Source organism: Peribacillus sp. FSL K6-5616, from assembly GCF_038008245.1.
Taxonomy (GTDB): domain Bacteria; phylum Bacillota; class Bacilli; order Bacillales; family DSM-1321; genus Peribacillus; species Peribacillus frigoritolerans.
The window spans coordinates 2,413,328-2,439,013 of the sequence record NZ_JBBOYT010000001.1; the positions used below are offsets into that span (position 1 = coordinate 2,413,328).

At 39.3% G+C, this 25,686-nt stretch carries 28 protein-coding genes; 10 read left to right on the forward strand and 18 right to left on the reverse strand.

Features of this window, described 5'->3' with window-relative positions; genetic code table 11:
• Window positions 1-62: 62 nt before the first annotated feature.
• Window positions 63-662 (forward strand): nitroreductase family protein, encoded by a 600-nt coding sequence (locus MHB45_RS11510; protein WP_072273072.1) that lies wholly within the window; start codon window positions 63-65, stop codon window positions 660-662.
• A 178-nt stretch (window positions 663-840) separates the two neighbouring features.
• On the opposite strand, the gene MHB45_RS11515 is transcribed toward MHB45_RS11510, so the two are convergent.
• Genes MHB45_RS11515 through MHB45_RS11525 form a run of 3 tightly spaced genes read right to left on the reverse strand, consistent with a single transcriptional unit; the run spans window position 841 to window position 3,178 of the window.
• Window positions 841-1,893 carry an alpha/beta fold hydrolase gene (locus tag MHB45_RS11515; protein WP_081088619.1) on the reverse strand — a complete coding sequence of 351 codons (1,053 nt, stop codon included), beginning with the start codon at window positions 1,891-1,893 and terminating at the stop codon, window positions 841-843.
• Window positions 1,886-2,389, reverse strand: a complete 504-nt coding sequence (locus MHB45_RS11520; RefSeq protein ID WP_034307255.1) for a hypothetical protein — start codon at window positions 2,387-2,389, stop codon at window positions 1,886-1,888. Before MHB45_RS11520 ends, MHB45_RS11515 begins: the two co-directional genes overlap by 8 nt.
• Window positions 2,390-2,416: 27 nt before the next feature.
• Complete coding sequence (locus tag MHB45_RS11525) at window positions 2,417-3,178, reverse strand: SDR family oxidoreductase (protein WP_048679861.1); 762 nt, start codon at window positions 3,176-3,178, stop codon at window positions 2,417-2,419.
• A gap of 405 nt (window positions 3,179-3,583) precedes the next feature.
• Here MHB45_RS11525 and MHB45_RS11530 point away from each other — a divergent pair, with 405 nt between their 5' ends.
• Window positions 3,584-4,033 carry an OsmC family protein gene (locus MHB45_RS11530; RefSeq protein ID WP_048679864.1) on the forward strand — a complete coding sequence of 150 codons (450 nt, stop codon included), beginning with the start codon at window positions 3,584-3,586 and terminating at the stop codon, window positions 4,031-4,033.
• Window positions 4,034-4,088: 55 nt separating this feature from the next.
• Here MHB45_RS11530 and MHB45_RS11535 read toward each other — a convergent pair whose 3' ends face one another.
• Window positions 4,089-4,340: a YkuS family protein gene (locus tag MHB45_RS11535; protein ID WP_034307261.1), complete on the reverse strand. Its 252-nt coding sequence runs from the start codon at window positions 4,338-4,340 to the stop codon at window positions 4,089-4,091.
• Between the two features lie 98 nt (window positions 4,341-4,438).
• Here MHB45_RS11535 and MHB45_RS11540 point away from each other — a divergent pair, with 98 nt between their 5' ends.
• Window positions 4,439-4,573, forward strand: a complete 135-nt coding sequence (locus MHB45_RS11540) for a YuzL family protein (RefSeq protein WP_095392115.1) — start codon at window positions 4,439-4,441, stop codon at window positions 4,571-4,573.
• Between the two features lie 118 nt (window positions 4,574-4,691).
• Here MHB45_RS11540 and MHB45_RS11545 read toward each other — a convergent pair whose 3' ends face one another.
• Complete coding sequence (locus MHB45_RS11545) at window positions 4,692-4,856, reverse strand: hypothetical protein (RefSeq protein WP_161922473.1); 165 nt, start codon at window positions 4,854-4,856, stop codon at window positions 4,692-4,694.
• Between the two features lie 95 nt (window positions 4,857-4,951).
• Between MHB45_RS11545 and MHB45_RS11550 the strand changes: the two genes are divergently transcribed.
• Complete coding sequence (locus tag MHB45_RS11550; RefSeq protein ID WP_063590933.1) at window positions 4,952-5,143, forward strand: hypothetical protein; 192 nt, start codon at window positions 4,952-4,954, stop codon at window positions 5,141-5,143.
• Window positions 5,144-5,173: 30 nt separating this feature from the next.
• On the opposite strand, the gene MHB45_RS11555 is transcribed toward MHB45_RS11550, so the two are convergent.
• The 3 genes from MHB45_RS11555 to MHB45_RS11565 form a co-directional block, all read right to left on the reverse strand.
• Window positions 5,174-6,112 carry a magnesium transporter CorA family protein gene (locus MHB45_RS11555; RefSeq protein ID WP_034307265.1) on the reverse strand — a complete coding sequence of 313 codons (939 nt, stop codon included), beginning with the start codon at window positions 6,110-6,112 and terminating at the stop codon, window positions 5,174-5,176.
• Between the two features lie 778 nt (window positions 6,113-6,890).
• A complete protein-coding gene (locus tag MHB45_RS11560; RefSeq protein ID WP_048678031.1) occupies window positions 6,891-7,163 on the reverse strand; it encodes a hypothetical protein in 273 nt (90 codons plus the stop codon).
• A 63-nt stretch (window positions 7,164-7,226) separates the two neighbouring features.
• Window positions 7,227-8,327 (reverse strand): nitric oxide synthase oxygenase, encoded by a 1,101-nt coding sequence (locus tag MHB45_RS11565; RefSeq protein ID WP_275452463.1) that lies wholly within the window; start codon window positions 8,325-8,327, stop codon window positions 7,227-7,229.
• Between the two features lie 242 nt (window positions 8,328-8,569).
• Here MHB45_RS11565 and MHB45_RS11570 point away from each other — a divergent pair, with 242 nt between their 5' ends.
• Together MHB45_RS11570 and MHB45_RS11575 are read left to right on the forward strand one after the other, a co-directional pair.
• Window positions 8,570-8,893: a winged helix-turn-helix transcriptional regulator gene (locus tag MHB45_RS11570; protein ID WP_048678030.1), complete on the forward strand. Its 324-nt coding sequence runs from the start codon at window positions 8,570-8,572 to the stop codon at window positions 8,891-8,893.
• A 139-nt stretch (window positions 8,894-9,032) separates the two neighbouring features.
• Complete coding sequence (locus MHB45_RS11575; RefSeq protein WP_072273800.1) at window positions 9,033-9,950, forward strand: NAD(P)/FAD-dependent oxidoreductase; 918 nt, start codon at window positions 9,033-9,035, stop codon at window positions 9,948-9,950.
• Window positions 9,951-10,041: 91 nt separating this feature from the next.
• Here the strand turns inward: MHB45_RS11575 and MHB45_RS11580 are convergent, their stop codons facing one another.
• Complete coding sequence (locus tag MHB45_RS11580) at window positions 10,042-10,188, reverse strand: lmo0937 family membrane protein (RefSeq protein ID WP_105718814.1); 147 nt, start codon at window positions 10,186-10,188, stop codon at window positions 10,042-10,044.
• 276 nt (window positions 10,189-10,464) lie between these two features.
• Here MHB45_RS11580 and MHB45_RS11585 point away from each other — a divergent pair, with 276 nt between their 5' ends.
• Entirely contained in the window at window positions 10,465-10,785 is a 321-nt protein-coding gene (locus MHB45_RS11585; RefSeq protein ID WP_048678029.1) for a YckD family protein, read from the forward strand.
• Window positions 10,786-10,952: 167 nt separating this feature from the next.
• The gene (locus MHB45_RS11590) at window positions 10,953-12,926 is read left to right on the forward strand and encodes a S9 family peptidase (protein ID WP_072273073.1); all 1,974 of its coding nucleotides are present in this window, start codon (window positions 10,953-10,955) and stop codon (window positions 12,924-12,926) included.
• A gap of 42 nt (window positions 12,927-12,968) precedes the next feature.
• On the opposite strand, the gene MHB45_RS11595 is transcribed toward MHB45_RS11590, so the two are convergent.
• Window positions 12,969-13,400: a CBS domain-containing protein gene (locus tag MHB45_RS11595; protein ID WP_105718815.1), complete on the reverse strand. Its 432-nt coding sequence runs from the start codon at window positions 13,398-13,400 to the stop codon at window positions 12,969-12,971.
• A gap of 80 nt (window positions 13,401-13,480) precedes the next feature.
• Window positions 13,481-14,317, reverse strand: coding sequence for an MBL fold metallo-hydrolase (locus MHB45_RS11600; protein WP_048678026.1), 837 nt, complete (start codon window positions 14,315-14,317; stop codon window positions 13,481-13,483).
• Between the two features lie 362 nt (window positions 14,318-14,679).
• On the opposite strand from MHB45_RS11600, the gene MHB45_RS11605 reads away from it, so the two are divergent.
• Window positions 14,680-16,038 carry an IS1182 family transposase gene (locus MHB45_RS11605; protein ID WP_072272405.1) on the forward strand — a complete coding sequence of 453 codons (1,359 nt, stop codon included), beginning with the start codon at window positions 14,680-14,682 and terminating at the stop codon, window positions 16,036-16,038.
• A 438-nt stretch (window positions 16,039-16,476) separates the two neighbouring features.
• On the opposite strand, the gene MHB45_RS11610 is transcribed toward MHB45_RS11605, so the two are convergent.
• From MHB45_RS11610 to MHB45_RS11630, 5 genes are all read right to left on the reverse strand, one after another.
• The gene (locus tag MHB45_RS11610) at window positions 16,477-17,457 is read right to left on the reverse strand and encodes an ABC transporter permease (protein WP_048678274.1); all 981 of its coding nucleotides are present in this window, start codon (window positions 17,455-17,457) and stop codon (window positions 16,477-16,479) included.
• Window positions 17,450-18,361 (reverse strand): ABC transporter ATP-binding protein, encoded by a 912-nt coding sequence (locus MHB45_RS11615; protein ID WP_048678272.1) that lies wholly within the window; start codon window positions 18,359-18,361, stop codon window positions 17,450-17,452. Before MHB45_RS11615 ends, MHB45_RS11610 begins: the two co-directional genes overlap by 8 nt.
• Window positions 18,358-19,152 carry an SGNH/GDSL hydrolase family protein gene (locus MHB45_RS11620; RefSeq protein ID WP_048678271.1) on the reverse strand — a complete coding sequence of 265 codons (795 nt, stop codon included), beginning with the start codon at window positions 19,150-19,152 and terminating at the stop codon, window positions 18,358-18,360. Before MHB45_RS11620 ends, MHB45_RS11615 begins: the two co-directional genes overlap by 4 nt.
• Before the next feature lie 480 nt (window positions 19,153-19,632).
• Complete coding sequence (locus MHB45_RS11625; protein WP_226990377.1) at window positions 19,633-20,829, reverse strand: MFS transporter; 1,197 nt, start codon at window positions 20,827-20,829, stop codon at window positions 19,633-19,635.
• Window positions 20,830-20,893: 64 nt separating this feature from the next.
• A complete protein-coding gene (locus tag MHB45_RS11630) occupies window positions 20,894-23,026 on the reverse strand; it encodes a PAS domain S-box protein (protein ID WP_161922471.1) in 2,133 nt (710 codons plus the stop codon).
• Between the two features lie 373 nt (window positions 23,027-23,399).
• On the opposite strand from MHB45_RS11630, the gene MHB45_RS11635 reads away from it, so the two are divergent.
• Entirely contained in the window at window positions 23,400-24,314 is a 915-nt protein-coding gene (locus tag MHB45_RS11635; RefSeq protein ID WP_226990376.1) for a YitT family protein, read from the forward strand.
• Window positions 24,315-24,397: 83 nt separating this feature from the next.
• On the opposite strand, the gene MHB45_RS11640 is transcribed toward MHB45_RS11635, so the two are convergent.
• Window positions 24,398-24,592: a cold-shock protein gene (locus MHB45_RS11640; RefSeq protein ID WP_034307294.1), complete on the reverse strand. Its 195-nt coding sequence runs from the start codon at window positions 24,590-24,592 to the stop codon at window positions 24,398-24,400.
• 855 nt (window positions 24,593-25,447) lie between these two features.
• Window positions 25,448-25,654, reverse strand: a complete 207-nt coding sequence (locus MHB45_RS11645) for a cold-inducible protein YdjO-related protein (protein WP_034307297.1) — start codon at window positions 25,652-25,654, stop codon at window positions 25,448-25,450.
• Window positions 25,655-25,686 lie beyond the last annotated feature (32 nt).

The following is a 25,686-nucleotide window of genomic DNA, read 5'->3' on the forward strand; positions in this document are numbered from 1 at the left end:
ACTTATCATAAAATAAAAAAATCAGGCCAAAATAAATCGGTATAAGAATGGAGGTGTGATATATGGTTAAAGATTTTTTTAGCGCAATTGAAGATAGACGCTCTTATTATTCCCTTAGCAAGGAACATGTTGTTCCTGATAAAAGGATTAAAGAAGTTATCGATCATGCCGTTCAATACTCCCCTTCCGCTTTCAACTCCCAAAGTGCCAGAGTGATTGTTTTAACTGGTCAAAGCCACGACCAATTATGGGAAATCACGAAAGAAACATTAAGAATAGCAGCCGATGGTAAAGATTTAAAAAAAACGGAAGAAAAAATGAGGTCATTTATAAATGGTTATGGAACGGTTTTATTCTTTGAAGACCAGGCCATAATAAATAGGCTCCAAGAACAATACAAAACGTATGCCGAAAATTTTCCGATTTGGTCGAACCAATCTTCTGCCATTTTACAATTTGTCGTATGGACTTCCTTGGAAATTGAGGGGTTTGGTGCAAGCCTTCAGCATTATAATCCTTTAATCGATGACGAAGTGAGAAAGACATGGGATATATCACGAGATTGGAAACTCATCGCACAGATGCCCTTTGGAAAACCCACTGCAGAACCTGGCGATAAAGACTTCTCACCACTTGAAGAAAGAGTGAAATATTATCAATGATATAATAGGGGCTGGCTCTACATAACGAGCCAGCCCTTTTATTTTATTTCGCTTTAGTAATCCGGAAATGTTGCAAAAACTTTTGAAAATATCAATGACGCAAAGCCTATATACTCAACAACCGGCATGATTTTGATATCCTCACTGAGGTTCAACACGTATATTTCACATCCCCCTCTTATTGAATGGGTGAAGAACGCCCTGGCAGCCATTCCTTCAAATAATATGGGAGTACACCGGAATATTGTTTAGCAGCATGTCCACTTTTCAATAGGTTATATGTCTTATCCTTACATGTTAAATGCTCCATTACCGGATAAATCATTTCCTGTGGGACCAGTCGATCATACTTACTTGCTATGACCAAAACACTAGCATCAATTTTCGATAGCTTCGCTTTTTTTCCCCTTACCTTAAAGCTACCATTAACCAAGCTATTTTTTATCAATAAATCCTTGGTTATTTGTTTTGCGGCTGCTCCGGATAATGGTACATGCCCATTAGCCCAAGCATTGAAGCGGCGCCAGTTTTGAACGTATTTCTCATCATCCGCTTGATTCAATAAAGATAAATAAGGTGATATATAGACGGGCGATGTAATTAACCGGATTCCATATTTAACTGCACTGGCCGGTATCGTTTGATAAATATCTATTGTCTCGTCAAAATCCGCTGTCCCTTCTTTAAGCGCCTCCTGCCATTGATCAAAAAATTCCGAGGCACTGAAATCCACCGGGGTCACGGAAAGTATCAAATTCTTGATCGGCTCGTCTGCAATGGCAGCATATATTGCGGCTATTGTACCGCCGAGGCAAAACCCCATGACTGTAATTTCCGATGCTCCAGAGTGGCGTAATGCACGCTGCACTCCTTTTTGAATATAATCGACGATATAATCTTCGATCGATATGTCACCATCTTCAAATCCCGGGCTTCCAAAATCAAGTAAATACACATCAAAACCTTCATTTACAAAAGATTCTATTAAACTATTACCAGGGGATAAATCAAGGATCAAAGGAGTATTGATTAGTGAATATATAAGAAAAACCGGTACCTCATATTTTTTTTGTGCTGAAGGATAAAACCAAAGCGTTGATTTGTTTTTTTTCCATACCGCTATTTTCGGAGTCAGTCCCATTTCAGGCAATGGCTGATTGGGAATATCCAATAAATGTTGCCATTTAGTTTTGGACTCAGATTGATTTTTCGGCACTTTCCGCTTAGCCATTTGAATTCTCCTGTCGAACTGAATTGAACTCAGGCAACTGTGAGCTTAACAATAAGGAGTTATTTAGAAAATCAGATATCCTTTTTTTACTCCCTTCCTTTTCATTGGATGCCAATCTTGATTTCTTTTTGATGCTGCGGGATGAATTGGCATTGCCTTTATTGCGAATTGAAGAATTACCCCCGACATTCCCTCCCCTATTCTCAACAAGTATAGAGACCAATTCTTCCAACCCATCAATTTTTTCTTCGAGTTGGATGACTAATTTCGCTAAACTCGCCACATCTTTTTTTGTTGGATAATTCATGATGATGGACATTCTTTCTGATGCTTCCTGCAGACTATTTATTCTTGGCACCTGCATTTGCGCATTATCGCTCACTCTTTCGATTAATTCGCGATTATTCAGCAGATTTTGAATTTTACTATTCAGCTGTTGCTCTTTTTGTGTGCCTAGTAATTTAAGCCCTTTATAAAAATTGGATTTTTCCGCCATATATTTCTTCCTTCCTTTCTCCTCCGTTTACACTAATGCCGATATTCCACCGTCAATGATCAAAATATGACCCACCATATAGTCAGAAGCCTGTGAGGCTAAAAATACGGCGGCACCCTTTAAATCATCTTCATCGCCAAACCTGCCAGCCGGAGTTTTACCTAATATGTCATAGTTAGACTTTTCAAGAATTTTCTTTGTGATTTTAGTCGGGAAAAATCCAGGTGCAATTGCATTGACTTGGATACCGTATCTAGCAAGTTTAACTCCTAAATCCTTGGTCATTGTAATGATGGCACCCTTACTGGTGTTATAAGCTATCGTATCCAAAAGCTCTGGAAACGTCCCTCCAAGTCCTGTCACCGATGCAATATTTATGATTTTTCCGGAATTTTGCTGCTTCATGACCTTCGCTACAGCCTGTGAAAACAGGAATGTACCTGTAACGTTAACATTCAATACTTTTTCCCACTTGTCCTTGGGAAGATCCAAAAGCGGACCTGACCAAGATGTACCGCTATTATTGACAAGAATATCAATCGTGCCGAATTGAGCAACCGTTTCCTGAACGACATGGTCAATGGCACTCACATCGGTGATATCACATTCAAAGGCAACGGCATTAACACCCATCGATTGCAAGTCTTCACATACCTCCTTACAGACAGGTAAATTTCGTGAAGCAATGACTATATTTGCGCCAGCCTCTCCCAACGCCATGGCGATCTGTTTGCCCAGTCCTCTGCCGCCGCCGGTAATGATAGCCGTTTTATTAGTCAAATCGAACATATTACTCAATGTAGTCAACTTTTCAGCCCTTCCTTAATGAAGTATTATTTATATAAAACCGTCTATATCATTATAGAAAAGCCTATCCAATATTGTGCTTAAAATAGCCTAATGCCTCTGCCTTTTGTTTCATCAACATGTATCTTATATTTAATAAGTATGCTTCTGTCAGCTAGCAGAAATTGAACCTACTGGAAACGTAATTCGGCAGGGCGGTAATTTATTTGATCGATTCATACCTTAGCTTCGCACAGCGGTGGATTATTCGACCGGTTCGGCATTTCTTCATCCTTCTGGCGGATTAAAAACTCAATCGATTACTGGATTATTTGACTGATTGAGCAAAATCGGATACTTAACCTGTTTTGTCGTTTAAACTATAGAATAGTAAGGAGGTTAAAAAAAATGACGATACATCACTTTCATTTAACTGCGGAGTGGCCTGGCGGCAGAAATGATAGCGGCACGATTCATTCGGGGAATCTTCAAACACAGATAAGTATTCCTACGGGAATGGAAGGACCAGGGATTGGAACTAATCCCGATGAAATGCTGCTTGGAGCGGCATCGACCTGCTATATCATTACCTATGCTGCCATGTTAGAGCGGGCCCATATAGAAAAGGTGAGCTTGACTATGCAGTCGGAAGCGTTAGTGGATGTTACGAATGGTGTATTCACCTATAAGAAAATCATTCATCGCCCCGCACTTATATTGGTGCCGGGTACTTCTGAAAAAGTGTTTGAAAAAGCGAGGAGACTTGCTGAAAAAGCGGAAACATCCTGTATGATTTCCAGGGCGATCAAAGGGAATGTAGAAGTGGAATTGATTGCGGCAATTTCCATAGCACAGTAACCTTGAATAAACAGAAAAAGTGCCTAACCCTATATCGGTTTAGGCACTTTTTGAACTATTGAATGGTATTCACTTTATTCTCAACCTCACGGCACACTTCATCAGCCGTTAAACCATTTGCCTCAATGATAGACGCTTTTAATGAAGTATCGCTTATACCCATCACATTACTTTCCAAACCTGTTACCACACAACAATCCACGTTTTTTGCGTCAGCTTCTTGTTTAATTTCCACAACATCAAAACCTTTTTCACGAAGTGCTTCCTGAATATTCGTTAATGATTCTTCAACACCGATTCTTGACATCAACACACACCTCCTCTACCTTCTAATCTGTCCTTTTCACCCTCAATATATGTATAGGATGCAAAGGAAATAGGGAAAGTAATATCGAGGTGATAAACATGAATGGAAAAAACAAGAAAGATGCTTCACAAACTCGTTTAGGTTCTTCTCAGGTAGAGGGGCAAGGTACCACTACAAAAGAAACCGGGTCCTTCACTCAACCCTCTTCACTTAAAAAACAAAAGCGTACCTGATAAAAGAGAATCCTAAATCAACCATGAAATTCAAACGATGATACGAAAAAAAACGCTTGGTTTATCCGCCAAGCGTTTTCCGATGTAAAATTCTTTACTTTAAAATCAGGGACATCTCTTACATATTTTGCTTTCTGATTTCCTCTTGGATCTTAAGATCATTCAATTGATCTCCATCAATTTTTTTTGAATCCATTTTTCCTTTATCGGCTCCATCTGGGTTTAAATCACTTGCCCTTAAATTATTATTGCGAGATGCTTGCTCGTTCCATTTGGTCATCATGATCTCCTCCTCAGTCCTTTATCCTTCCCAAACCTAAGAATATTCATGAATACACCCCATCATTTATTGCAAAGATAAAAATGGAGGTGGTTATATTGGAACCAAACAAACCCGGCAATAAGAATGTACCGGATTTTAAAGAGTTGAACGATCGTATCATAAGAGAAGCATCAGAGAGTCCCCGTTTAGTGATTAAAACCAATTTGGATGCAAAGAATGTAAATGATGAGAACCCTTATTCAGATCGCATTAACAGTGAAGGATTTTCTGATTTTTTCGAGGAATAAAACAAAACCGGCTTAATAAGCCGGTTGATCTTAAAAATATTTTTTCTTCCAAAAAATGAATGCAGTCGTCCCCGCCAAAGTGATGGCAATTAATAATGTAAAAATGAAAGCAAACCGATTATGTTCAAATGGTAGTTCCACATTCATTCCGTAAAAACTTGCCACCATCGTCGGGAGCGTTAATATAATGGTCACTGATGTTAGAAACTTCATGGCATTATTGACATTATTGGAAATGATCGAAGCGAATGCATCCATCATACCGCTAAGAATGGATAGATACACTTCTGCCATTTCGATAGCCTGAGCATTTTCGATGATTACATCCTCAAGCAATTCTTTATCTTCTTCGTACATTTTCAAATAATTAAAACGAAGGATCTTATCAAGGACTACACGATTGGATTTCAATGATGTCGTAAAATAAACCAGGCTTTTTTCCAAAGCAAGGAAAGTGTATAATTCTTTATTTTTCATTGACTGATGTAATTCACGTTCGGCTTCATTAGTCATCTTGTTAATCTGTTTCAGGTAACGTAAATAATAGGATGAAATCTCGAATAATATTTGTAAAGCAAACCTCGTTTTCTTATTGGTGAAAAAACCTTTGATCTTATTGTTTTTGAAATTCGCCAATATCGGTGTTTCTTTCAGAGATACCGTAATGAAACAGTCTTTGGTAAAGATCATGCCTATGGGAATCGTTTCAAAAATCGGTAAGTCGGCTTCATCCCTGGTCAAATATGGGAAGTCGACAATAATTAAAACATTATCATCCTCTTTTTCGATACGAGGCCTTTCCTCATCATCCAGTGGATCCTTCATGAAATTGATCGGTAACTTCAAAGTCGAGCATATATAATCTATTTCAGCTTCTGTGGGCGCGACAATGTTCACCCAGGAACCTTTTGTCATTTCCTCGATATTGTTCAGGTGACGGTTATCATCCGTCTTGTAGATTTCAATCATTTTTTGACCTCCTCTTCTATAGAGAAAGCCTTATTTACCTTCTTCGAGCAGATACTCAGGGAGAATAACAGTCTCGACTTCTAGCATCATATTGGCTTCCTCTTGCTTTCTGGGTTCAGGATCATAAGAACTGCTGCTCACTCGTATCCACTTCCTTTCGATTCTTTTATCTTAATCCTTATTCATTTAAAGCACAATAAATAATTTATTACCTTGAATCCTTGTTCAGGATTCGTAATTATCTGACTTTTATCAATTGATAAATAAAATACCACTTCAAAAAAACGCTTGGGTAGCCACAAGCGACAGTTAGTAGATGGTTACAATTTTCAGAAGTTGGTTTCCACTCCAGGCACTCGCTTTCCGCGGGCGATCCGGGAGCCTCCTTGGCGCAGCCTGCGGGGTCTCCCTTTGACGCGCTTTTCCCGCAGGAGTCTCGTTCCTTACGTTCCAATCAACTTTGTTTTAAAATCATGGGTCGGAATGGTCTCATCCTGAACCATGATTTTAAAGAATAGCTGGTTATCCTTCATGTTTTTTTACTTTTTATATATAGGTAACCCTCATTCAGATTGAAGAAATTTGCGACACTCCTGCCGAATTACTGGGTAGCCAAGACACCACATGCGCTTGCTTTGATACGGTTTGGCAGACAGTCGGCGGAAAAGGAGCAGATTTCTGAAATCAAAACAACCTTTTAATTAAAAAAACTGCAGACAAACTGAACAAGTTTGTCTGCAGTCTGACGCTTGGGTACTCCCAGGCGATTCTGATTACTTTATCCATGCTTTGCATTATTATAATAGTGAACACCGTACATGGCGCCTTCATCCACCATTTTATTGTCATCATGATCATATGGATCAGGGTGACCTGCCTTTTCAATTACAGGATCAAGCTCTGAAGACGTCCTATTCCAAAAGCCTACCGTTTTTGCTTTTGCATTGGACCACATGTCCTTCACTTTTCCTCTGTTCGTTTTATTCGATAAAAATGAGACTCCGGCAACTCCGACTCCTAGTAATACCACGTTTCTTCCTAATGCCATCATTACCTTCCCCCTTATTTTTTTTGGCTTGCTATATATATACCCGCCGCCAGTTCATGTAAACCTTTATTTATATGGAGGAATTTGATAAAAGAAATTAGGTTTCATTATTTCATTGTTATATGGCTGATGAAAAACATGAGTTGTGGCTGGTGACACCGGTGGAATTAACCAGGTCCAATCCCCCGTTACTTTCCGGTCATAAGAGGCTTCTTTTTCTTCGAATTTCTTGAATTGCTTAGCTGCTGTATGGTGATCAACAATGCTGACTCCGTGTTTTTTATACGAATGAAGGACTGCTTCATTCAGTTCGATAAGGGCTCGATCTTTCCATAAACTCGAATCACGTTTAACATCCAGGCCCATTCTCTCACCGATTGCCGGCAGCATATTGTAGCGTTCTTCATCAGCAAGATTCCTCGCACCGATTTCCGTTCCCATGTACCACCCATTAAATGGTGCAGCTGAATAAGTAATACCGCCAATTTCCAGCCTCATACCAGATATGATTGGAACTGCATACCATTTTAGTTGAAGATCTTCGAACCATGTCAGTTCAGGGTGGGTGATTTGAACCTCTTTAACGAGGCTTTCAGGTATATCATGAAAACTAGGGGTTTTTCCGTCCACTTGGACTACAAGGGGTAAAATATCGAAAGGTCCGAATTTCCCTTCCCACCCTAATGCCATACATCGCTTTGTGAATTCGATTGAACTTGAATCGCCGATTACACCATGTTCCGTCTCATATCCTGCATAACGAATAAGCTGATGATTCCAAATATCCACTTTTCTATCATGATCTTTCTGTTTGAAAATTGTAATCACAGGTCTGATATTCCCATTATTCGTAGCATATTCGATATGTTCGAAGAGGGCCGATACCATTTGTTCTTCGCTTTGAATCATCCTTTTATCAATCACCCTTAGTGATTCCCAAAAAAAGCGCCCAATGCAACGATTGCTATTCCGCCAAGCTAATTTAGCACCATAAACCAATTCTTCATATGTATGTTCATATCTGCCTGTTTCATTTATTTCCTTTTTAATTTGTTCGATCCTGCCATTTATGTCCTCTTCCGTTTTCAATAATTCCGGATAACTTGTCCTGATAAAGGATACGGCCTCTTGCAGTAACTCACTCATCTTTCCCACGGATCCTTCCATTTGCAAAACTTTGACTTCCATATTAAAATAACATATTTTTCATGATATCTCTAAACAACACATTTTTTAAAAGCGCGCTTTTTTTTAAATGTGGCAAATCCGAGGCGGAAACCTTTTCATGATACTTAAAGTAAGCTCGTGAATTTCTTATACCATAACATCTCTAGTAACTAAATAATTTTCGGTAAAGTTGTTACATATGAGGTAAATGCATTATAATATATTAATAATGAGGTGATATGATGAATAATACGACACTTTGTCCACGATTTGAAAAAGGAATGCAAATCTTGAGTAAACGCTGGACTGGATTGATTGTCAATCAATTACTTAATGGCCCTCAACGGTTTTGTAATATTGAATCTGCATTCCCGATAAGCGGCAGGATTCTTTCTGAACGTTTAAAGGACTTGGAAATTGAAGGTATTGTTAAAAGGGACGTATATCCAGAGACACCGGTCAGGATTGAATATTCTTTAACTGAAAAAGGCAAGGCCCTTGCACCGGTTATGAACGAAATTCAAAATTGGGCACAAGAATGGCTCGAACCAATACAAAATCAATGATATAGGCTAAAGATAAGGGAGGAAGATCTGCCAGCAGCGGACTTCCTCCTTTTTTTTGTTTAAGCTCCAGCGACTAGTGGTATATTTTTTACAGATAGAATAACACTAGGTTTATTCCAAATTTATGGGCGGTGAATTCATGAAACAAGCAGATTGCATTATTATTGGTGGAGGTATAGCCGGGATTCAGGCAGCCATCCAGCTAGGAAGATATAAACATGATATTATCGTCATTGATTCTGCTCAAGGCCGCTCCTCCATTGCCAAGGCATACCATAACATTCTTGGGTGGCCAGACGGGGTAAGCGGCAAACAATTAAGGACGCTTGGCAGGCAGCACGCTGAAAAATTCGGTGTCGAATTCACGGATGATACAGTGACATCTCTAGAAAAAAAGCAGGACTTGTTTTTTATCCAAACTAAAAATGACAGGGAATATCAAGCAAAAATGATTTTTCTGGGTACTGGCATTACCGATAACATTCCTCCAATCAAAAACATCTATTCAACTCTTGGGACATCCACATATATATGCCCTGACTGTGATGGGTATGAGATCATGGATAAGCAAACCGTTGTTCTTGGTGGCGGAAATACGGGTGCAGGCATGGCGCTTACTCTATTATATTGGTCAAAAGATATCATTTACGTAAACCATTTGAAATCTAAAATTGATGATGAGTATAGAGATAAGTTAACGGCAAATCACATTCCCGTAATTGAAGAGGAAGTTTGTGAGGTTCATGTCGATGCCAATCAGGAGTTAACGGGCATAGAATTAGTATCTGGTAAAATTATCAGAGCTGAAAAGGCATTTACGGCGTTTAAAGGGAACAAACTTAATAATGACCTAGCCTTACAATTAGGTGTGCAAATCAATGAAAACAATCATGTCGTGGTTCATCCCCGGACTAAAGAAACGAATATTAAAGGAGTCTGGGCAGGCGGCGACCTCGTTGCCCATTCCGAACAAGTCACCATTTCCATGGGAGATGGCACCCAGTCAGCGATATGGATTCATAAGAGGCTTTTAGGCCATCCACTTCCTTATGATTGACAGTTTACTGAATTAAAAGGCGCCCTGTTCACCAGGCCGCCTTTTACATTGGTATTTAAAAGCTTTTCCAGGTCAGTCATTCAATACACATCTACATTCGATTCCTTCCCTTAAAAACCTTAACCAAAATGAGAATGACCGCGATGATAAGCAAGATATGTATAAAGCCTGCAGCCACTTTAAAGACTAAACCAAGAACCCATAATAATATTATTACACCAATAATCGTCCAAAACATGATAATCCCCCTTTCTTCCCTTTTAAAGGACTTTTTATTAATAAGAAGTTTCAACAAAATTTTCAACTTACATTTAAAATACCCAGATCTTTCTCTAACAAACCTTCCCCTTATTTTTTACATAAAACTGTAAATGCTGTAAATGATAATAAAGAAATAAGGAATCTTCCATATTGATAATCATTCACCATTAGGAAGAGACTTTCAGGTTTTTAAAGGTTCTACAGTTCTTCAATTAGACAGAAAAAATCATTAAAAAGAAGGAGTCTTTCATTCATGAAAAAGTTTTTCGTCATCTGTTTAACAGCTTGTTCCCTATTCTTAGTCAACCTTAATCATCCGGCTGCACAGGAAAATAAAGCAAAGACTGAAAGTGTACAATTCACTGATGCTCAAAAATCGGAAATCGCTAAGATCCAAAAACAAATACTCGCTGACAAAAAGATATTGATCGAAAAATATGTTGAGTATGGCGCGCTTTCGAAAGAAGAAGCCGATAAAATGGTTTCACATTTTGAAAAACATTATAAAATGATGGAAGAACATAATTTCCAAATACCGCCGCACCGTCCGCATACAGGACATATGCATAAGTAATGTAAGTTTTTTCCGATATATCCAGATAATCCGACCTGATAAAAAGGCCGGATTATTTTCATTTCTTTCATCCTTGATAAATAAACATGACGCGTTTACCATTTACTAAAGGATTTTATTTCTCTTTAGCGAAATACATAACTATGAGAAATGAAAGGGTGAAAAGGATGAACAAAATAGGTATAACAGCAAGAGACTTATTTCACTTGAAATCAGTAACCGATCCAAAGCTATCACCGGATGGCAGCATGGCGGTTTATGTCCAAACCAGAATAGATGAAAAAACGGAAAAATACATTTCCAATCTGTTTATGTTCAGCCTGATTACGAATGAAACAAAGCAATGGACGTTTGGGGATAATCGTGATACATCACCAGCCTGGTCCCCCGACGGCAAGCATATCGCCTTTATATCAGATAGATCAGGAAAAAAACAAGTCCACATTATCGGGAGCATTGGCGGGGAAGCTCGCCAGCTCACCCATTTCGTTAACGGCGCATCAAAGCCTATTTGGTCCCCTTGTTCCACCAAGTTACTGCTTTCTACCGGGTTAAAGGAAGGCGAAAACCTTAATACGGTCAAGGAAAATGATCTATCCAAAGAAGTTAATAGGTATGACCGGATCAAGTATAAATGGGATGGGAGAGGCTATTTTGATCAGTTGTATCAGCAGCTTGTAATAGCGGACATTTTTAAGGGAGAATTCACATTGCTGACGGAAAACAATATTGATCATCTTCCGAATGCGTGGTCTCCAGACGGACAGCGTATTGCATTCATAAGCGGGGATGCAGAAAGAAGTGATGATGAACTTTTTTCAGATATTTTCATCATGGATCTTGATACAAAATCTTTAGAGAAAATTACGGATAGTACAGGTTTCTTTAGAGATCCTAAATGGTCTCCAAATGGCGAATATCTATCTTTCATTGGCCATAATAAAGAATTTGCGGGTGCCACCTTTTCAAATATTTGGTTATATTCCATCATGGACCAAACGACTCAGTGTTTGACCGACGGATGGGACGTGCAAATTGGAGATTCCGCAATAGGGGATTTCCAAATCGGAGCCGTCGACCCAGGTATTTTGTGGACAAACGATAGTCAAGGTTTTTACTTTTTAATAAGTGATTATGGAAATACCGGAGTATATTATGGTTCCATTGAAGGAGCTATGTATCCATCAATCCTTGACCCGCAGCATATATACGGCCTGACTATAGATCCCGAAAGCCACCGTGCTGTCGTGGCCATCAGTACACCTGTTCATCCTGGCGATCTCTTTGCTTATAACCTTACCAATGGTGATAAGGAACAAATCAGTTTTGTTAATGAGGATTTTTTGAAGGATAAACATTTGTCCATGGCTGAACCCATTACTTTTCCATCAGTCGATGGGCTTACCATTCACGGCTGGATCATGAGACCGAACGGTTTTAATGGTAGTCAAAAATATCCGCTCATTTTAGAAATCCACGGCGGACCGCATATGATGTATGCTAATACCTATGTTCATGAATTCCAGACCTTGGCTAATGAAGGGTATACTGTATTGTTCACTAACCCGCGCGGGAGTGTAGGATATGGCCAAGACTTCGTAAACGCCTGCCGTGGCGACTATGGAGGCATGGACTATAAGGACTTAATGGCTGGAGTCGATCACGTTCTAGCTACGTATGATTTTATAGACGATGAAGATTTAGGGGTATCCGGAGGAAGTTATGGAGGATTCATGGTAAATTGGATCATCGGACATACCAACCGCTTCAAGGCGGCTGTGTCTCAGCGTTGTATCAGTAACTGGCTAAGTTTTTATGGGGTCAGCGACATTGGCTATTATTTTACAGAGTGGGAAGTTGGCGGCGATATCATTAACTCTGCTGAAAAACTATGGCAGCACTCTCCATTAAAATATGTTTCCAATGTGGATACGCCTTTACTTTTACTTCACGGAGAAAAGGACTTCCGCTGTCCCATTGAACAGAGCGAGCAATTTTTTGTCGCTTTAAAACGGCAAAATAAAGAAGCCGTACTTGTTTCATTCCCAAATGAAACTCATGAGGTATCGCGAAGCGGATCTCCAAAAATGCGCCTGCAACATGTTGAGGAAATCAAGGGCTGGTTCAATAAGTATCTTTAAAAACCAAAACTCTGTTAGCAATAGCTAACAGAGTTTTGGTTTTTAGTGCTGAATTTGATCTCTGTCTTCGGAAATTGAACTTAAAGCATCTCCCGCCATTGAATTTGTCTGTTGGTGTACAGCAAGATCACCTAATGCAACGACACCGACCAGCTTTTCATTTTCAATGATAGGGAGCCTTCTGATTTGTTCGGTAGCCATTAACTCCTCAGCTTCCTCCACTGACATATCAGGCGTACCTGTTACAAGATTGGTGGAAATGACATCGGTAATTCTAGTCGAGTTCGGCTTTTTCTCGGCAACACAGCGAATGACGATATCCCTGTCTGTAATGACACCGATTAGATGGTTATTCTCCAATACAGGAATGACACCAACATCATCATTCTTCATTTTGACTGCTGCTTCATATATATTATCTTCCGCAGTGCAACAGTCAACGTCTGTTGTCATGATATCTCTTAAATTAGTCACGGAAATCCCTCCATTTTTCATAAGTTGCTTGTTTATTTTTGACTTCTGCAGAGAAATTATTCATTAAACACGGTCACCCTTCATTCCACATATTTCCCATGATCCGGTTTAGCTAATGAATCGAATTCCTTTGCAAGCTTCGCTAAACCCATTTCCAGTTCTTTCCCTTCAACAGGATACCCGTGCCCCGTTATGGCAACAGCGGGCTTCAGACTTTCCAATAGACGTACCGATTCTTTGGCAGCCTCCCAATCGGTTGTTAAATACCGCGGCGGTCCTGCTATTTCTTTCTCCTGAGTGATAACCTTGTATAGGGAATCTTGCCTGACATTCACAAAAGCATCTCCAACAATCAAACTTCGGTCACTTTCACGGAAAAGTGAAATATGTCCTTCCGAATGGCCTGGGGTGTGTACCCATTTCCAATCACGAAGCCCGGGAACACTATGATCATCAGGCAATGGCTGGACTTTTTCATCAAGGTTGATTCCCTCATTCGGAAATATCGATGAAATTTTGGCGACCATCCCCCCTTCAACAGTTGGATCCGGTTCGGGATAATTTTCCTGTCCCGTTAAATAAGGCATTTCTTTAATGTGGGCATAAACAGGAGCCTCCCAATACTCCATTAACTCAATCAGTGCACCAACGTGATCGAAATGTCCATGTGTCAAAATAATTGCAGCAGGTGGTTTTTTCGGTCCGTATATTTCTTTTGCAGTATTCTTTATTGCCTCTGCTGAACGCGGCATCCCTGCATCAATCAATACCCATTTATCATCTTTTGGTGACCCTACAAAAATTACATTAACGATTTGGACGGACAGACAATATATATCCTCATTTATTATCTGTACATCTCCACTGGAAATTGAAGTCATTGGCATGAATTTTTCATTCAAATGATTATCATCCATTTATAATCCTCCTATTTTGAACATACTGTTTTTTAAAGGATACCCTGTACGAGAAAATAAAAAACAACCTATATTTATATAGGCTGTTCCAGACTGTAGACAAACTCGATGAAAATCGAGTTTGTCTATTTTTATGGCTTGTACAATTTGGACGTTGATTTCCACTCCAGGCACTCGCTTTCCGCGGGCGGTCGGGGAGCCTCCTCGGCTTTCGCCTGCGGGGTCTCCCCTAGACGCGCTTTTCCCGCAGGAGTCTCGTACCTTCCGTTCCAATCAACTTTGTCTTACCTTTTAGATAGAACACTTTTGCCTGGAGTCATGTTTGTTTTAAAATAGAAGTATTAAAACTTGAGGTGATGAGGATGCTTTCTAAACATGATTCTATTCAGCGAGATCAACTTGAAATGATTACTTTAGATCAATTGGTGCCACCGAACCATTTGGTTCGTAAAATGGAGGCTGCCATTGACTTCACTTTCATTTATGACTTGGTGAAAGATATGTATTCAGAGGTAGGACGCCCAAGTATTGATCCAGTTATTTTAGTTAAACTGACTTTCATTCAATATACCTTCGGTATTCGTTCCATGCGTAAAACGATTGAAGAAGTTGAAACCAATATGGCTTACCGTTGGTTCTTAGGCTATGGTTTCCATGATAAAGTACCTCATTTCTCTACGTTCGGGAAAAATTATGAGCGACGCTTCAAAGATACAGATCTGTTTGAACAGATTTTCTATCGCATTTTAATGACAGCTGCTAATAAAAAGTTAATAAGTGCTGAACACGTTTTCGTGGATTCCACACATGTGAAAGCCAGTGCGAATAAACGGAAATTTGAAAAGAAAATCGTTCGTAAAGAAACACGAGCGTATCAAGGACGTCTTCAAGAAGAAATCAATCAAGATCGTGAAAACCATGGAAAAAAGCCTTTTCCACCAGATAAATTTGATAAAGAAGAGACCAAAGAGATTAAAGAAAGTACAACGGATTCTGAGAGTGGCTACTATGTGAAAGATGAACGAACAAAACAGTTTGCCTATTCATTCCACGCGGCCGCAGACCGCAACGGTTTTGTATTGGGAACGATTGTAACACCTGGAAATACACATGACAGTCAGATCTTAGAGCCACTAGTTGAACAAGTGATTGAGAAAGTTGGAAAACCGGAAGCCGTTGCCGCAGATGCAGCTTATAAAACACCAGCGATTACAAGCTACCTATTTAACAAAGAAATCATACCGGCTTTACCTTATACACGTCCTCGCACCAAAGAAGGATTTTTCCGCAAACAGGACTATGTATACGATGAACATTTTGATTGTTACCTTTGCCCTTCGGGCGAAACTTTAAAGTACTCAACAACAAATAAAGAGGGCTATCGCGAGTACAAATCGCCAAAACAAATTTGTACAACATGCTCATTTTTATCTCGGTGTACAGAAAGCAAAGACTGTCAAAAAGTGGTGACACGGCATATCTGGCAAACACATGTGGAAGAAGCAGATCATCTGCGTCATCATCAAGATGTAAAACCTATATATGCAAAACGTAAAGAAACGATTGAGCGTGTATTCGCAGATGCAAAAGAAAAGCATGGTATGCGTTGGACTACTTTAAGGGGACTTAAAAAATTGTCGATGCAGGCGATGCTTACTTTCGCTGCCATTAATTTAAAGAAGATGGCCAATTGGACATGGCAAGGTCCAAAAATGGCCTAACATAGTGGGCTCGTAGAGCCCCAATCTCTAAACTTTAGGCGAAAATTCAAAGGGAATTTCAAAAGGGGTTCAGAATTTTTTAATTCCGAACCCCTTTTGTCTACAAACTGAAACAACCTATATTTATATAGGCTGTTCAGACTGCAGGCAAATTCGAAAGCGAGCCTACAATTTTTTTGAAAAGGTGGAGTTGATTACAGAAATCCGCTCCCTTTCCGCCGACTGTCTGCCAAGCCTCCTCGACGCAAGCGTCTGTGGGGTCTCGGCTAGCCAGTTATTCGGCTGGAGTGTCGCAAATTTCTCCCATCCATTGAGGGTTTCAGTTCATATAAAACAGTAAAATTTCATGTGGATAATCAGGTCTTGTTTTAAAAGCGACACTACCGAACCAATTATGTCAACAAACTGAAACAACTTATAATTTCTATAGGCTGTTTCTCAGTATACATCCCTCCGGGTAAATACTGTAAAAGATACAATTAAAGCAAGCGCCCACCAAACGAGCAGAGTAATGACGGAGGATAATAAAGTCATCCCTTCTATTGGCGGAGCCGTTCCGCTAATATAAGCGGTCAATTTCAAATTCACCATAAAGAAATATTTCGCTGATTCCCATGATGAAACCATATTGTTCAATATAGCTCCGGAAATCAATGCAGCCAGCATGATGCCCATGCCTGCAGGGGTGCTTCTCACCAGTACCGAAAGCATGAAAGAAAGGGTCCCTACCACAACAGCCACCAGCCAGACAAGTCCCAAATCCATCAATAGGAATTTCCATTGTTCCACTAGCCTTACTTCACTGACATCCACGTCAGCACCCTTCAATTCAAATCCGGTTATTACAGGGGCCCCCCAACCTTGATATCCGAAAACGATACCCGATAATAGGTAAGACAATAAGGCTGTCACCGCCACGATAATCGAAACCGATAATAATAATGTTACATATTTGCTCAATAAGATTTTCCAGCGTTCCACTGGCCGTGTCAGCAAAAGCTTGATTGTCCCTTGACTATTTTCGGAAGAAACCATATCACTAGCCACAATCATGATTAACAGCGGAATGAACAAATCGATTGCATTTTCCAAAAACATGCGTGTAAAAGTGGCTGCGCCTGGTTCTGAGGGATTGATATCATGATCGAGATAATATTGCTGCTGCTTCAGACTAACTTGCAGCTGTTCACGCCACTCATCGAGCATCCTATTGGAGCCCAATCGATTTTGAGTATCAATGATTTGCTGCTGAAGAGCTGCACGCCAATCATCCGTTCCCAACTTCTCCCGCTGCTCTTCCACTTGTTTGTATTGGGCATATGTAAACATCAGGACTAAAATTCCAACGATGAGACCGATTATGATTAACCGTTTCTTTGCCAGCAACTTCATCATTTCATTTTGGACCAAGTTATTCAATGCCCGCACCTCCCCCCGTAACTTGCAAAAACAATTCTTCCAATCCCGGGAGCTTTCGATTCATTTCATGCACCCTCACGCCTGCTTGGTTAAGAGCAGCATTCCATTCAGGTGTCTTAAGTTCATCATAGGCTGTAATGATATATTTTTGATCTAAGGTAATTTCGGTGAAGCTGCTAAGTATTTCCGCGCCCTTTTGAATAGGTTCCACCCGCCAAAATATCCGCTCCTGCGTGGATAATAAGCTCTCCACTGTATCCGTTTTAATAATTTCCCCACCTTTTATGATTGCGACCCGGTCACAAAGTTGCTGGATTTCACCTAACAAGTGTGAGGAAACCAGAACGCTCATACCTTCTTCTTCAGCCAACTTTCTGATGAATTGCCGCATTTCACGGATTCCGGCAGGATCTAGCCCGTTAGTCGGTTCATCCAAAATCAATAGTTTAGGGCTGTTCAGCATGGCCTGCGCGATTCCTAAACGCTGCCTCATTCCTAACGAATAGGTCTTCACTTTATCGTGAATTCTCGCTTGCAAACCGACGAGTTCAACAACCTCGTCCATTCTTGTTTCATCAACATCAGGTAACATTCTTGCGAAGTGGAGCAAATTATCCCAACCGCTCAAAAATGGATATAATTCTGGATTTTCGACGATGCAGCCCATTTGCTTCATAGCCTTCGTAAAGTCCTGACGAACATCATACCCGCATATATGGATGGAACCCGAGGTTGGCTTAATCAAACCGACCAACATGCGGATCGTCGTCGTCTTGCCTGCTCCATTCGGTCCTAAAAAGCCGAAAACTTCCCCTTCATTCAGCTCAAAATCAATTCCTTTAATAATTTCCCTTTTGCCAATCCTTTTTTTCAAGTCCCTGACAGACAATGTCACCTGTTTCATCGTTCCACATCCTCCCATTTTATTAAAGGAGCAACTCTATCAGCAATTAAACGATATCCCTTCTTATTGGGGTGAAATTTATCTGAATACAAATACTCATTTACCGACAATTGAAATAAATCAAAAGTTGGAACGAAAATTGCATTTTCATAAAGAGCCACGACTTCCGCCGTTTCATTATTCCAATCCCGTACGATTCGGTTCGTATCAAAGTCTTCATCCAAATCTATAAACGGATTATACAGCCCAAGCAACAAAATGGTAGCTGTATCATTGACTTTATTGATATCCTTAAAAATTTCATGTAAATTTCCCAAGAAACTCTTTTGTGATACAGTAATAGCTTCACGATCATATTCAAGCAGGGTCTTGCCTTTTTGAAATAAATCGTTACCCCCGATTGTAACTAAAATAACATCAGCAGCCTGGATTTGGCGCTTCACTTCCGGTTGTCTCACTTGCTGTACCAATTCTTTAGACACTTGTCCATTAATTCCGAGGTTATGAATGATTGGTTTTCTATTGTATTCACTCTTTAAATCTTCAATAACAAGTCCAACGTAGCCTTTCCCTGTTTCATCACCTGTGCCGCGGGTCAATGAATCGCCTATCGCAACTACCGTAAAATCATCGGGAAAATCATTTTTTTTAATGGCTGTTTCTTCGATCACTTCCTTATCGGAAGTTCCCTTTCCATAATGGTCCGTAATCGCCCATCCAAGACAAAATAAAAAAAACAGGCCGATAAAAGCTGATGCGATGGTAATAACCAACACTTTTGGTTTGCTCAAAAACACTCACCCTTCCATTCATTCTCTATCTTCCATTAAATCATATTATTTCCAAAAATAAAAAACTGATTGTTTTGGTTAAAATTCCCATTACATAAAAGCATATCTTTTATTAACTTACCGCGGAAAGGGATTACAAAAAGTGTTCCCTCTAAATTTTAAACAAAGTTGATTGGGGCGGTGGTTCGAGACTTCTGAGGGAAAAGCGTGTCCAAGGGAGACCCGGCAGGCGAAAGTGCAGCGGAAAGCGAGTGCCTTTCATTCCAATCAACGTGTAAATTGTACAAACCCTTAAAATATTGTAGACAAATCCATTATCAGCGAGTTTGTCTAGTGAGGGATTTTAATGAATCCCATACGGCCTTCAAAGAATGTTCATTCTGCTTGATCATTTAGCCTGCTTTCTCTCAAATTTGTAAATAGAATAGAGAAAGACCTCTTCACCATGATAGGCAAAGAGGTCCCTCGCTTTATTTTCCATCATTTTTCTATTATACCTATGGGTTTCCCCATAACTTTTAATTTTTTTTCATAACTCATGAGCCATATTGTAAGCAGCATTCCGATCAGCGTGAGTAAACCATAAAATAAATAGACCGCATATATTCCTGATTTATCCAATATTATTCCGCCGCTGAAGGTACTGAACCAGTTACCCAATCCATTGCCTATGGCGGAATAAAGCGTTATTGCCGTTACTGTAATACGTACAGGGACAACTTCCCTGATATATTGTAAAGCTGCAGGAATGAATAAGCCAAGTGAAAACCCTTGAATGATCGAAGACACATATACGGTAGCCAAACTCGGTTCGGTGAAGTACAAAACCCAGCGGACCAATGAGGCCGTACCAGCCAATAAGGTAATTGGCAGCAGGCCTATCTTATGAATCCAGGTACCTGCGATTCTCATAAAGGGGATTTCCGATAATACAGCTAAAAGGAACGCAATGCCAATTCCTGTATATGTCCCTCCCCTTGCCTCTACAAACAAACCGTAGTATACATTATTTGCAAGATTAGGACCAAAAAGCAAGAACGTTATAGCTAGAAAGATAAGGAATCGTTTCATGGTGATCAATTCTTTCATTCCGCCGAAAAGCTTCACCTTTTCCCCAGGCGGCTCTTCGGGCAAACGAAGAGCCAGACTAGCCGAGATCAAAAGACCGAAGAAAAAAGCATAAAATATCACGGAAGGACCCATGAAGGATTCAGATAATTTCCCCATTACAAAAACGGCCACACCGTAACCAAGTGATCCGAATAAACGGATTTTCCCATAATTCGATTTGATCTTCGTTGTATATTGAAGGGTGATGCTATCTGAAACAGGTATTATCGCACTTTGAAAAATAGCCAAAGCGACAGCAACGGATACTATAAGTAAATAATGATCGAACAGTAAGTAACCTAAACCAAATACACCAGCAAGCAACGATGTCATTGCCAGTATTTTTGCCGGTCTCCCGCTCCAATCACAGACAATTCCCCAAAAAGGTTGAAAAACGATCATCACTATCGGTCCAACAGACATGATCGTACCGATTTCAATACCTGACAAACCTGCCTCATTGGCTAAATAAACGCTTAATAGCGGTGTTAAACTTCCTACTGCAAAAAATGAAAAAAGGTAAAAAACTTTCAAGCTAATGATATTGACTTGCTTTTGTTTTTCCAAATCCAGTTCCCCCATGCAGACCTCTTATACAAAGTTGTTATTTTTTTCATAGCTTCCTATTAGGCTAAATAGGGAGCACAATATTAAAGACTGTACCTTTATTGACCTCGCTCTCGACAAAAACATTTCCGAAATGGCTTTCTATGATTTTAAAGCTGATCATTAAACCTAACCCATTACCAGATTTTTTCGTTGTGAAAAATGGTTCTCCCATTCTCTTAAGCTGCTCTGGCGGAATCCCAATTCCTGTGTCGGTAATGGATATTTGCACTTTATCCCCTTTAATTTCAGTCATGACTTTTATGAACCCACCGTCAGGCATAGCTTCCATACCATTTTTAATGAAGTTCAATATGACTTGTTTTAATCGATTCTCATCACAACGAACGAAGATCTCTTCGTCATTACAATCCGAAATCAGCGTGATGTTCTTCTTCCTGGCTTCAAACTCCGTCAAAGATACAACATTTTGAATGATTGGCACAAGATTCTTCATCTCCAAATTCAATGCCTGTGGTTTGGCCAATTGTAGGAACTCTTCAACTATCTCATTCACACGATTGATTTCGTCCATGATTATTTCCAGATATTCTTGTTTATTTTCGTCCGTTTCATCCAATTGCAAAAATTCCGTATACCCTTTCATGGAGGTCAACGGATTGCGTATTTCATGTGCCACTCCAGCAGCAAGCTGACCGACAGCGGCTAATTTATCCTGCCGATGGAGCATCTCTTCCGATTGTTTACGCTCGGTTATGTCATATCTAATGGTTAAATACTGAAATGGTTTACCTTCTTCGCTGAAAAATGGAACAATTGTTGTATCGACCCAATAAAAACTGCCATCTTTCGCCTTGTTTCTAATTTCACCTTTCCAAACTTTGCGTTCACGGACGGTCATCCACATTTTTTCAAAGAATTCCTTTGAGTGGTATCCAGAATTAACGATCTTATGGGTCTGGCCTATCAATTCACCTCTCCCATAACCAGAAACCTCCGAGAACTTTTCATTCACTTCGATAATGACTCCTTTATCATCGGTAATCGCCACAATCAAGGATTGGTTGATTGCATAATGCATATCTTCCAGTTCTTTAATTGACTCCTTTAAAGCACTTTCTGCTTTTTTACGACTGGAAATATCCGAACGGATGGAAATATATTGATATGGTTTACCCTTTTTCATAAAAGGAACGATAGTTGTATCCACCCAATATACATTACCATCTTTTGCCCGATTGCATATTTCACCATGCCATGTTTTCCCTTGGCTGATCGTTAGCCATAAGTCAGTGAAAAATTCTTTCGGATGATGACCAGAATTGATTATGGAATGATTTTTTCCTATTAGTTCATGTTTTTCATATTGAGATATTTCCAGGAATTTTTCGTTAACATATGTAATGATCCCATTTGCATCCGTGATGGCGACGATCGCCGATTGATCTAAAGCATAACGGATATCGCTTACAGTATTATCACTTTTTGCTAACCGCCGGCCCACGATTGTACTTGAAGCTATCAAGCTGGCAAGGATGAATAATGAAACGAAGCATGTAAGATAAAGCATAAATGGAGTGAGTGGAACAAATTCACCCGCTTCATTTTTCGCGTTCATCGGTAACACCCTTACAAAAAGATAATAGCCTTCAATGATTGCACCACTCATCAAAAGAGTACTGACTGGTTTTAGCGAAGATTGACTTAATTTATTAAAATGAAATAATATGGCAAGTGCTGCTACAAATAAAATAAAGATGCTGAAAAGCGTACTGAAGACCGATAATGGGTTAAAGTGCAAAGAGTGGTTTAAAGAAGATGTTCCCATTATATAATTGGATAATAGGGCCATCGTAAACATGAAACCGCAAAAAACGATTTGCAGGACTTGTGTTTTATACGAAATGGCCAATAACCCAACCCCTGCGAGAGCGATCGCTAATGCTAACGAAAAAATTATTGTAGAAAAGTTGTATGCTGCCATTCCTGAATTATCGAGGGTGAAAATAACAACAAAATTAAGCGTCCAAATAGCCACTCCCATAGAGCAGCTGCTCCCTATATACACAAGGCGTTTATATCTCTTTATCGTCAGTAATGTTGTCAGTAAATCCAACGCCGTATAACAAGCCATTATTATCAAAAGTACTGCAATCATAAAGAGAACAGGATTTGATGCTACAATTGATTGTTCCATTTTTTTACTTGATCACCTCAAACGTTCTATTCTCCTATATTGTAAAGGAAATTCATAGTACCTCAAAGGTTTTTTATTTCCTTATTCCTATATATTTACACATCGATTCTTTCAGTGCACCCCATATCTCAAGAAAATGCTGGTTTCTTTCATAAATTCAATAATATTAGAAATACTATTGTTTTGTATGGAGTAGAATAAGAATACATGGTAATGACAAGCATTAACAACCCTGTTTCTTCATTACAGGACGTTATCAATGATACCAATAATTATTCAGGAATATATGAATCAGAATGTTAATTTCTTTATTTAATTATACCTATAGGTTTATAATTAAATAGAACCTATATAGAGAGAAGGAGTGGGTGGCATGATTATGTCAGACCTGGCAGGTGCAAGTACAACAGAAATTATGCAAAAGAAGACCCAGCATAAAAAATTAACACTGAGACAGATTTTACAGAGAGGTCTATTAATTACAATCGGTGCGGTTTTGATGGCTGTCGGCCTCGAGATTTTTTTAGTGCCGAATAACGTAATCGACGGGGGCATAACGGGTATATCGATTATGTTATCTTACATCACTGGATGGAAGCTCGGAATCTTTCTTTTCATTTTGAATCTTCCTTTCTTTTTTATCGGTTATAAACAAATCGGCAAAACCTTCGCATTATCTACCCTTTATGGAATTTTAATCCTTTCCATAACCACTACATTGCTTCATCATGTACCAGCTTTCACTCAAGATATCCTCCTAGCGTCCGCTTTCGGCGGAATGATTCTTGGCATTGGTGTTGGAATGGTCATTCGATATGGCGGCTCTTTGGATGGTACAGAAATTCTTGCTATACTCGCTAGCAAGAAGCTCCCTTTTTCCGTTGGGGAGATCGTCATGTTTTTTAATTTATTCATCCTTGGCAGTGCGGGCTTCGTATTCTCGTGGGATCGTGCCATGTATTCGATCATAGCTTACTTCGTGGCATATAAAACGATGGATATCGTCATCGCAGGTTTGGACGAATCCAAATTTGTCTGGATTATCAGTGATGAATTTAATGATATTGGTGATGCCATAATGAATCGCCTTGGACGGGGCGTAACCTTTTTAGCTGGTGAAGGTGCATATTCCGGTGATGATAAAAAAGTCATCTTTTGTGTAATAAACAGGCTTGAGGAAGCTAAACTTAAAGAGATAGTCAAAAGCTTCGATCCATCTGCATTCCTTGCTGTAGGGGATATCGCGGAAGTCCGAGGCGGTCGATTCAAGAAAAAAGATATCCACTAATCATTCATCTGCTTTTTGCTTCATCCAATTGGCAGAAAGATAAAAAAAGCTGAAGGGAATCCCCTTCAGCTTTTTTTATAGCCTTAATAGTTTCTTGGATTGTTAATTGCTTGAAGCATTCTGGTGCCGGGTTTCATCTCGCTGCTACATAACGGACAAACGTGTTCATCATTACTTGTAAAGTTATCGCGAATCCAACCTTTGCAATCTTCTGATGTACATTCCCACACCTTTGTTTCTTCAGGAATGATTTCTTCCGTATTATTTCTTCTATACATATATCTCACTCCTTAGAATTGAATTGACTCCGTCCTGCATAACAGATCACAAGCCATAAAGATAAAAGAAGAATAGATGGCGTTTAATCTAAATTGTGAGTAAATAACCATTCGCAAATCTAAGTATGATTATTGTTCTTTCAACCAAACTTTTTGAATGGTAAGAACTTGAGATTACGGCATGAATTTTTCATATCTCAGTTACCATTATATCATATATATGCTTTATATATTTGAGGAAAGATTCTAAAAAAGAAAGTATTCCCCAAAATGAAACACAGTCCCGGACTTACCCTTCAGATAATCGAGACTGCGCCTGTTTAAGAATCCATTCCATATGGTTCTTCCTGCTCGTTCGTTGAACATTTCAAATCGAAGCGAGCACGAGAGTAATTTTTAATGCCAAAACCTAAAACAATGAAAGCCCTGCCTCTCTCCCATCCATACGGTTCCTAGACCGTGCCTGCGAGAATCAGATAAAAGCTTGTAAGTACATGTTTATTAATTAAAACCGTCCGTAATTCCAATTGGGTAGATTAAATTCCAAAAGACAAATGGTACATAGAAGTAAGTTAATGAAGAACAGAAATGGATCGAGGAAAATACTTGGTGATAACATGTATTTCTTTTTTCTAAATATGTTTAACTTGTTTCTACTTCATCATGAAAATGATGAAAAATTATTTTATTAATAAAAATGTTACTTTAAATTACCCTCCAGTGCATTCTTTTCATAACACTGAAATTTAATAATATCATACATATCTCTATATGTAAAGCATTAATCCAAGATAAAAACACTCCGCCATCCTTTCTTCTCAAAATAAAAAATAAAGAGGCTTTGATTCACCTCTTTTATTTAAACGCATTATACTCATTTTCAATTTTTGGGAGCTCCCTGATTTCTTCAACCAATTGACTTCCACACATTGGGCAATCATAGTTTTCCGAGGCAAAATCTTTTCTCATCCAACCATTGCAATCCGCTGATCCGCATGCATATACTATCGTATCTTCCATAACTATTTCTGGTTCCTCTGAATTCTTTTTACCAAAATACATGAGCAACCTCCTTTTTTTAATAAAGACTCTGA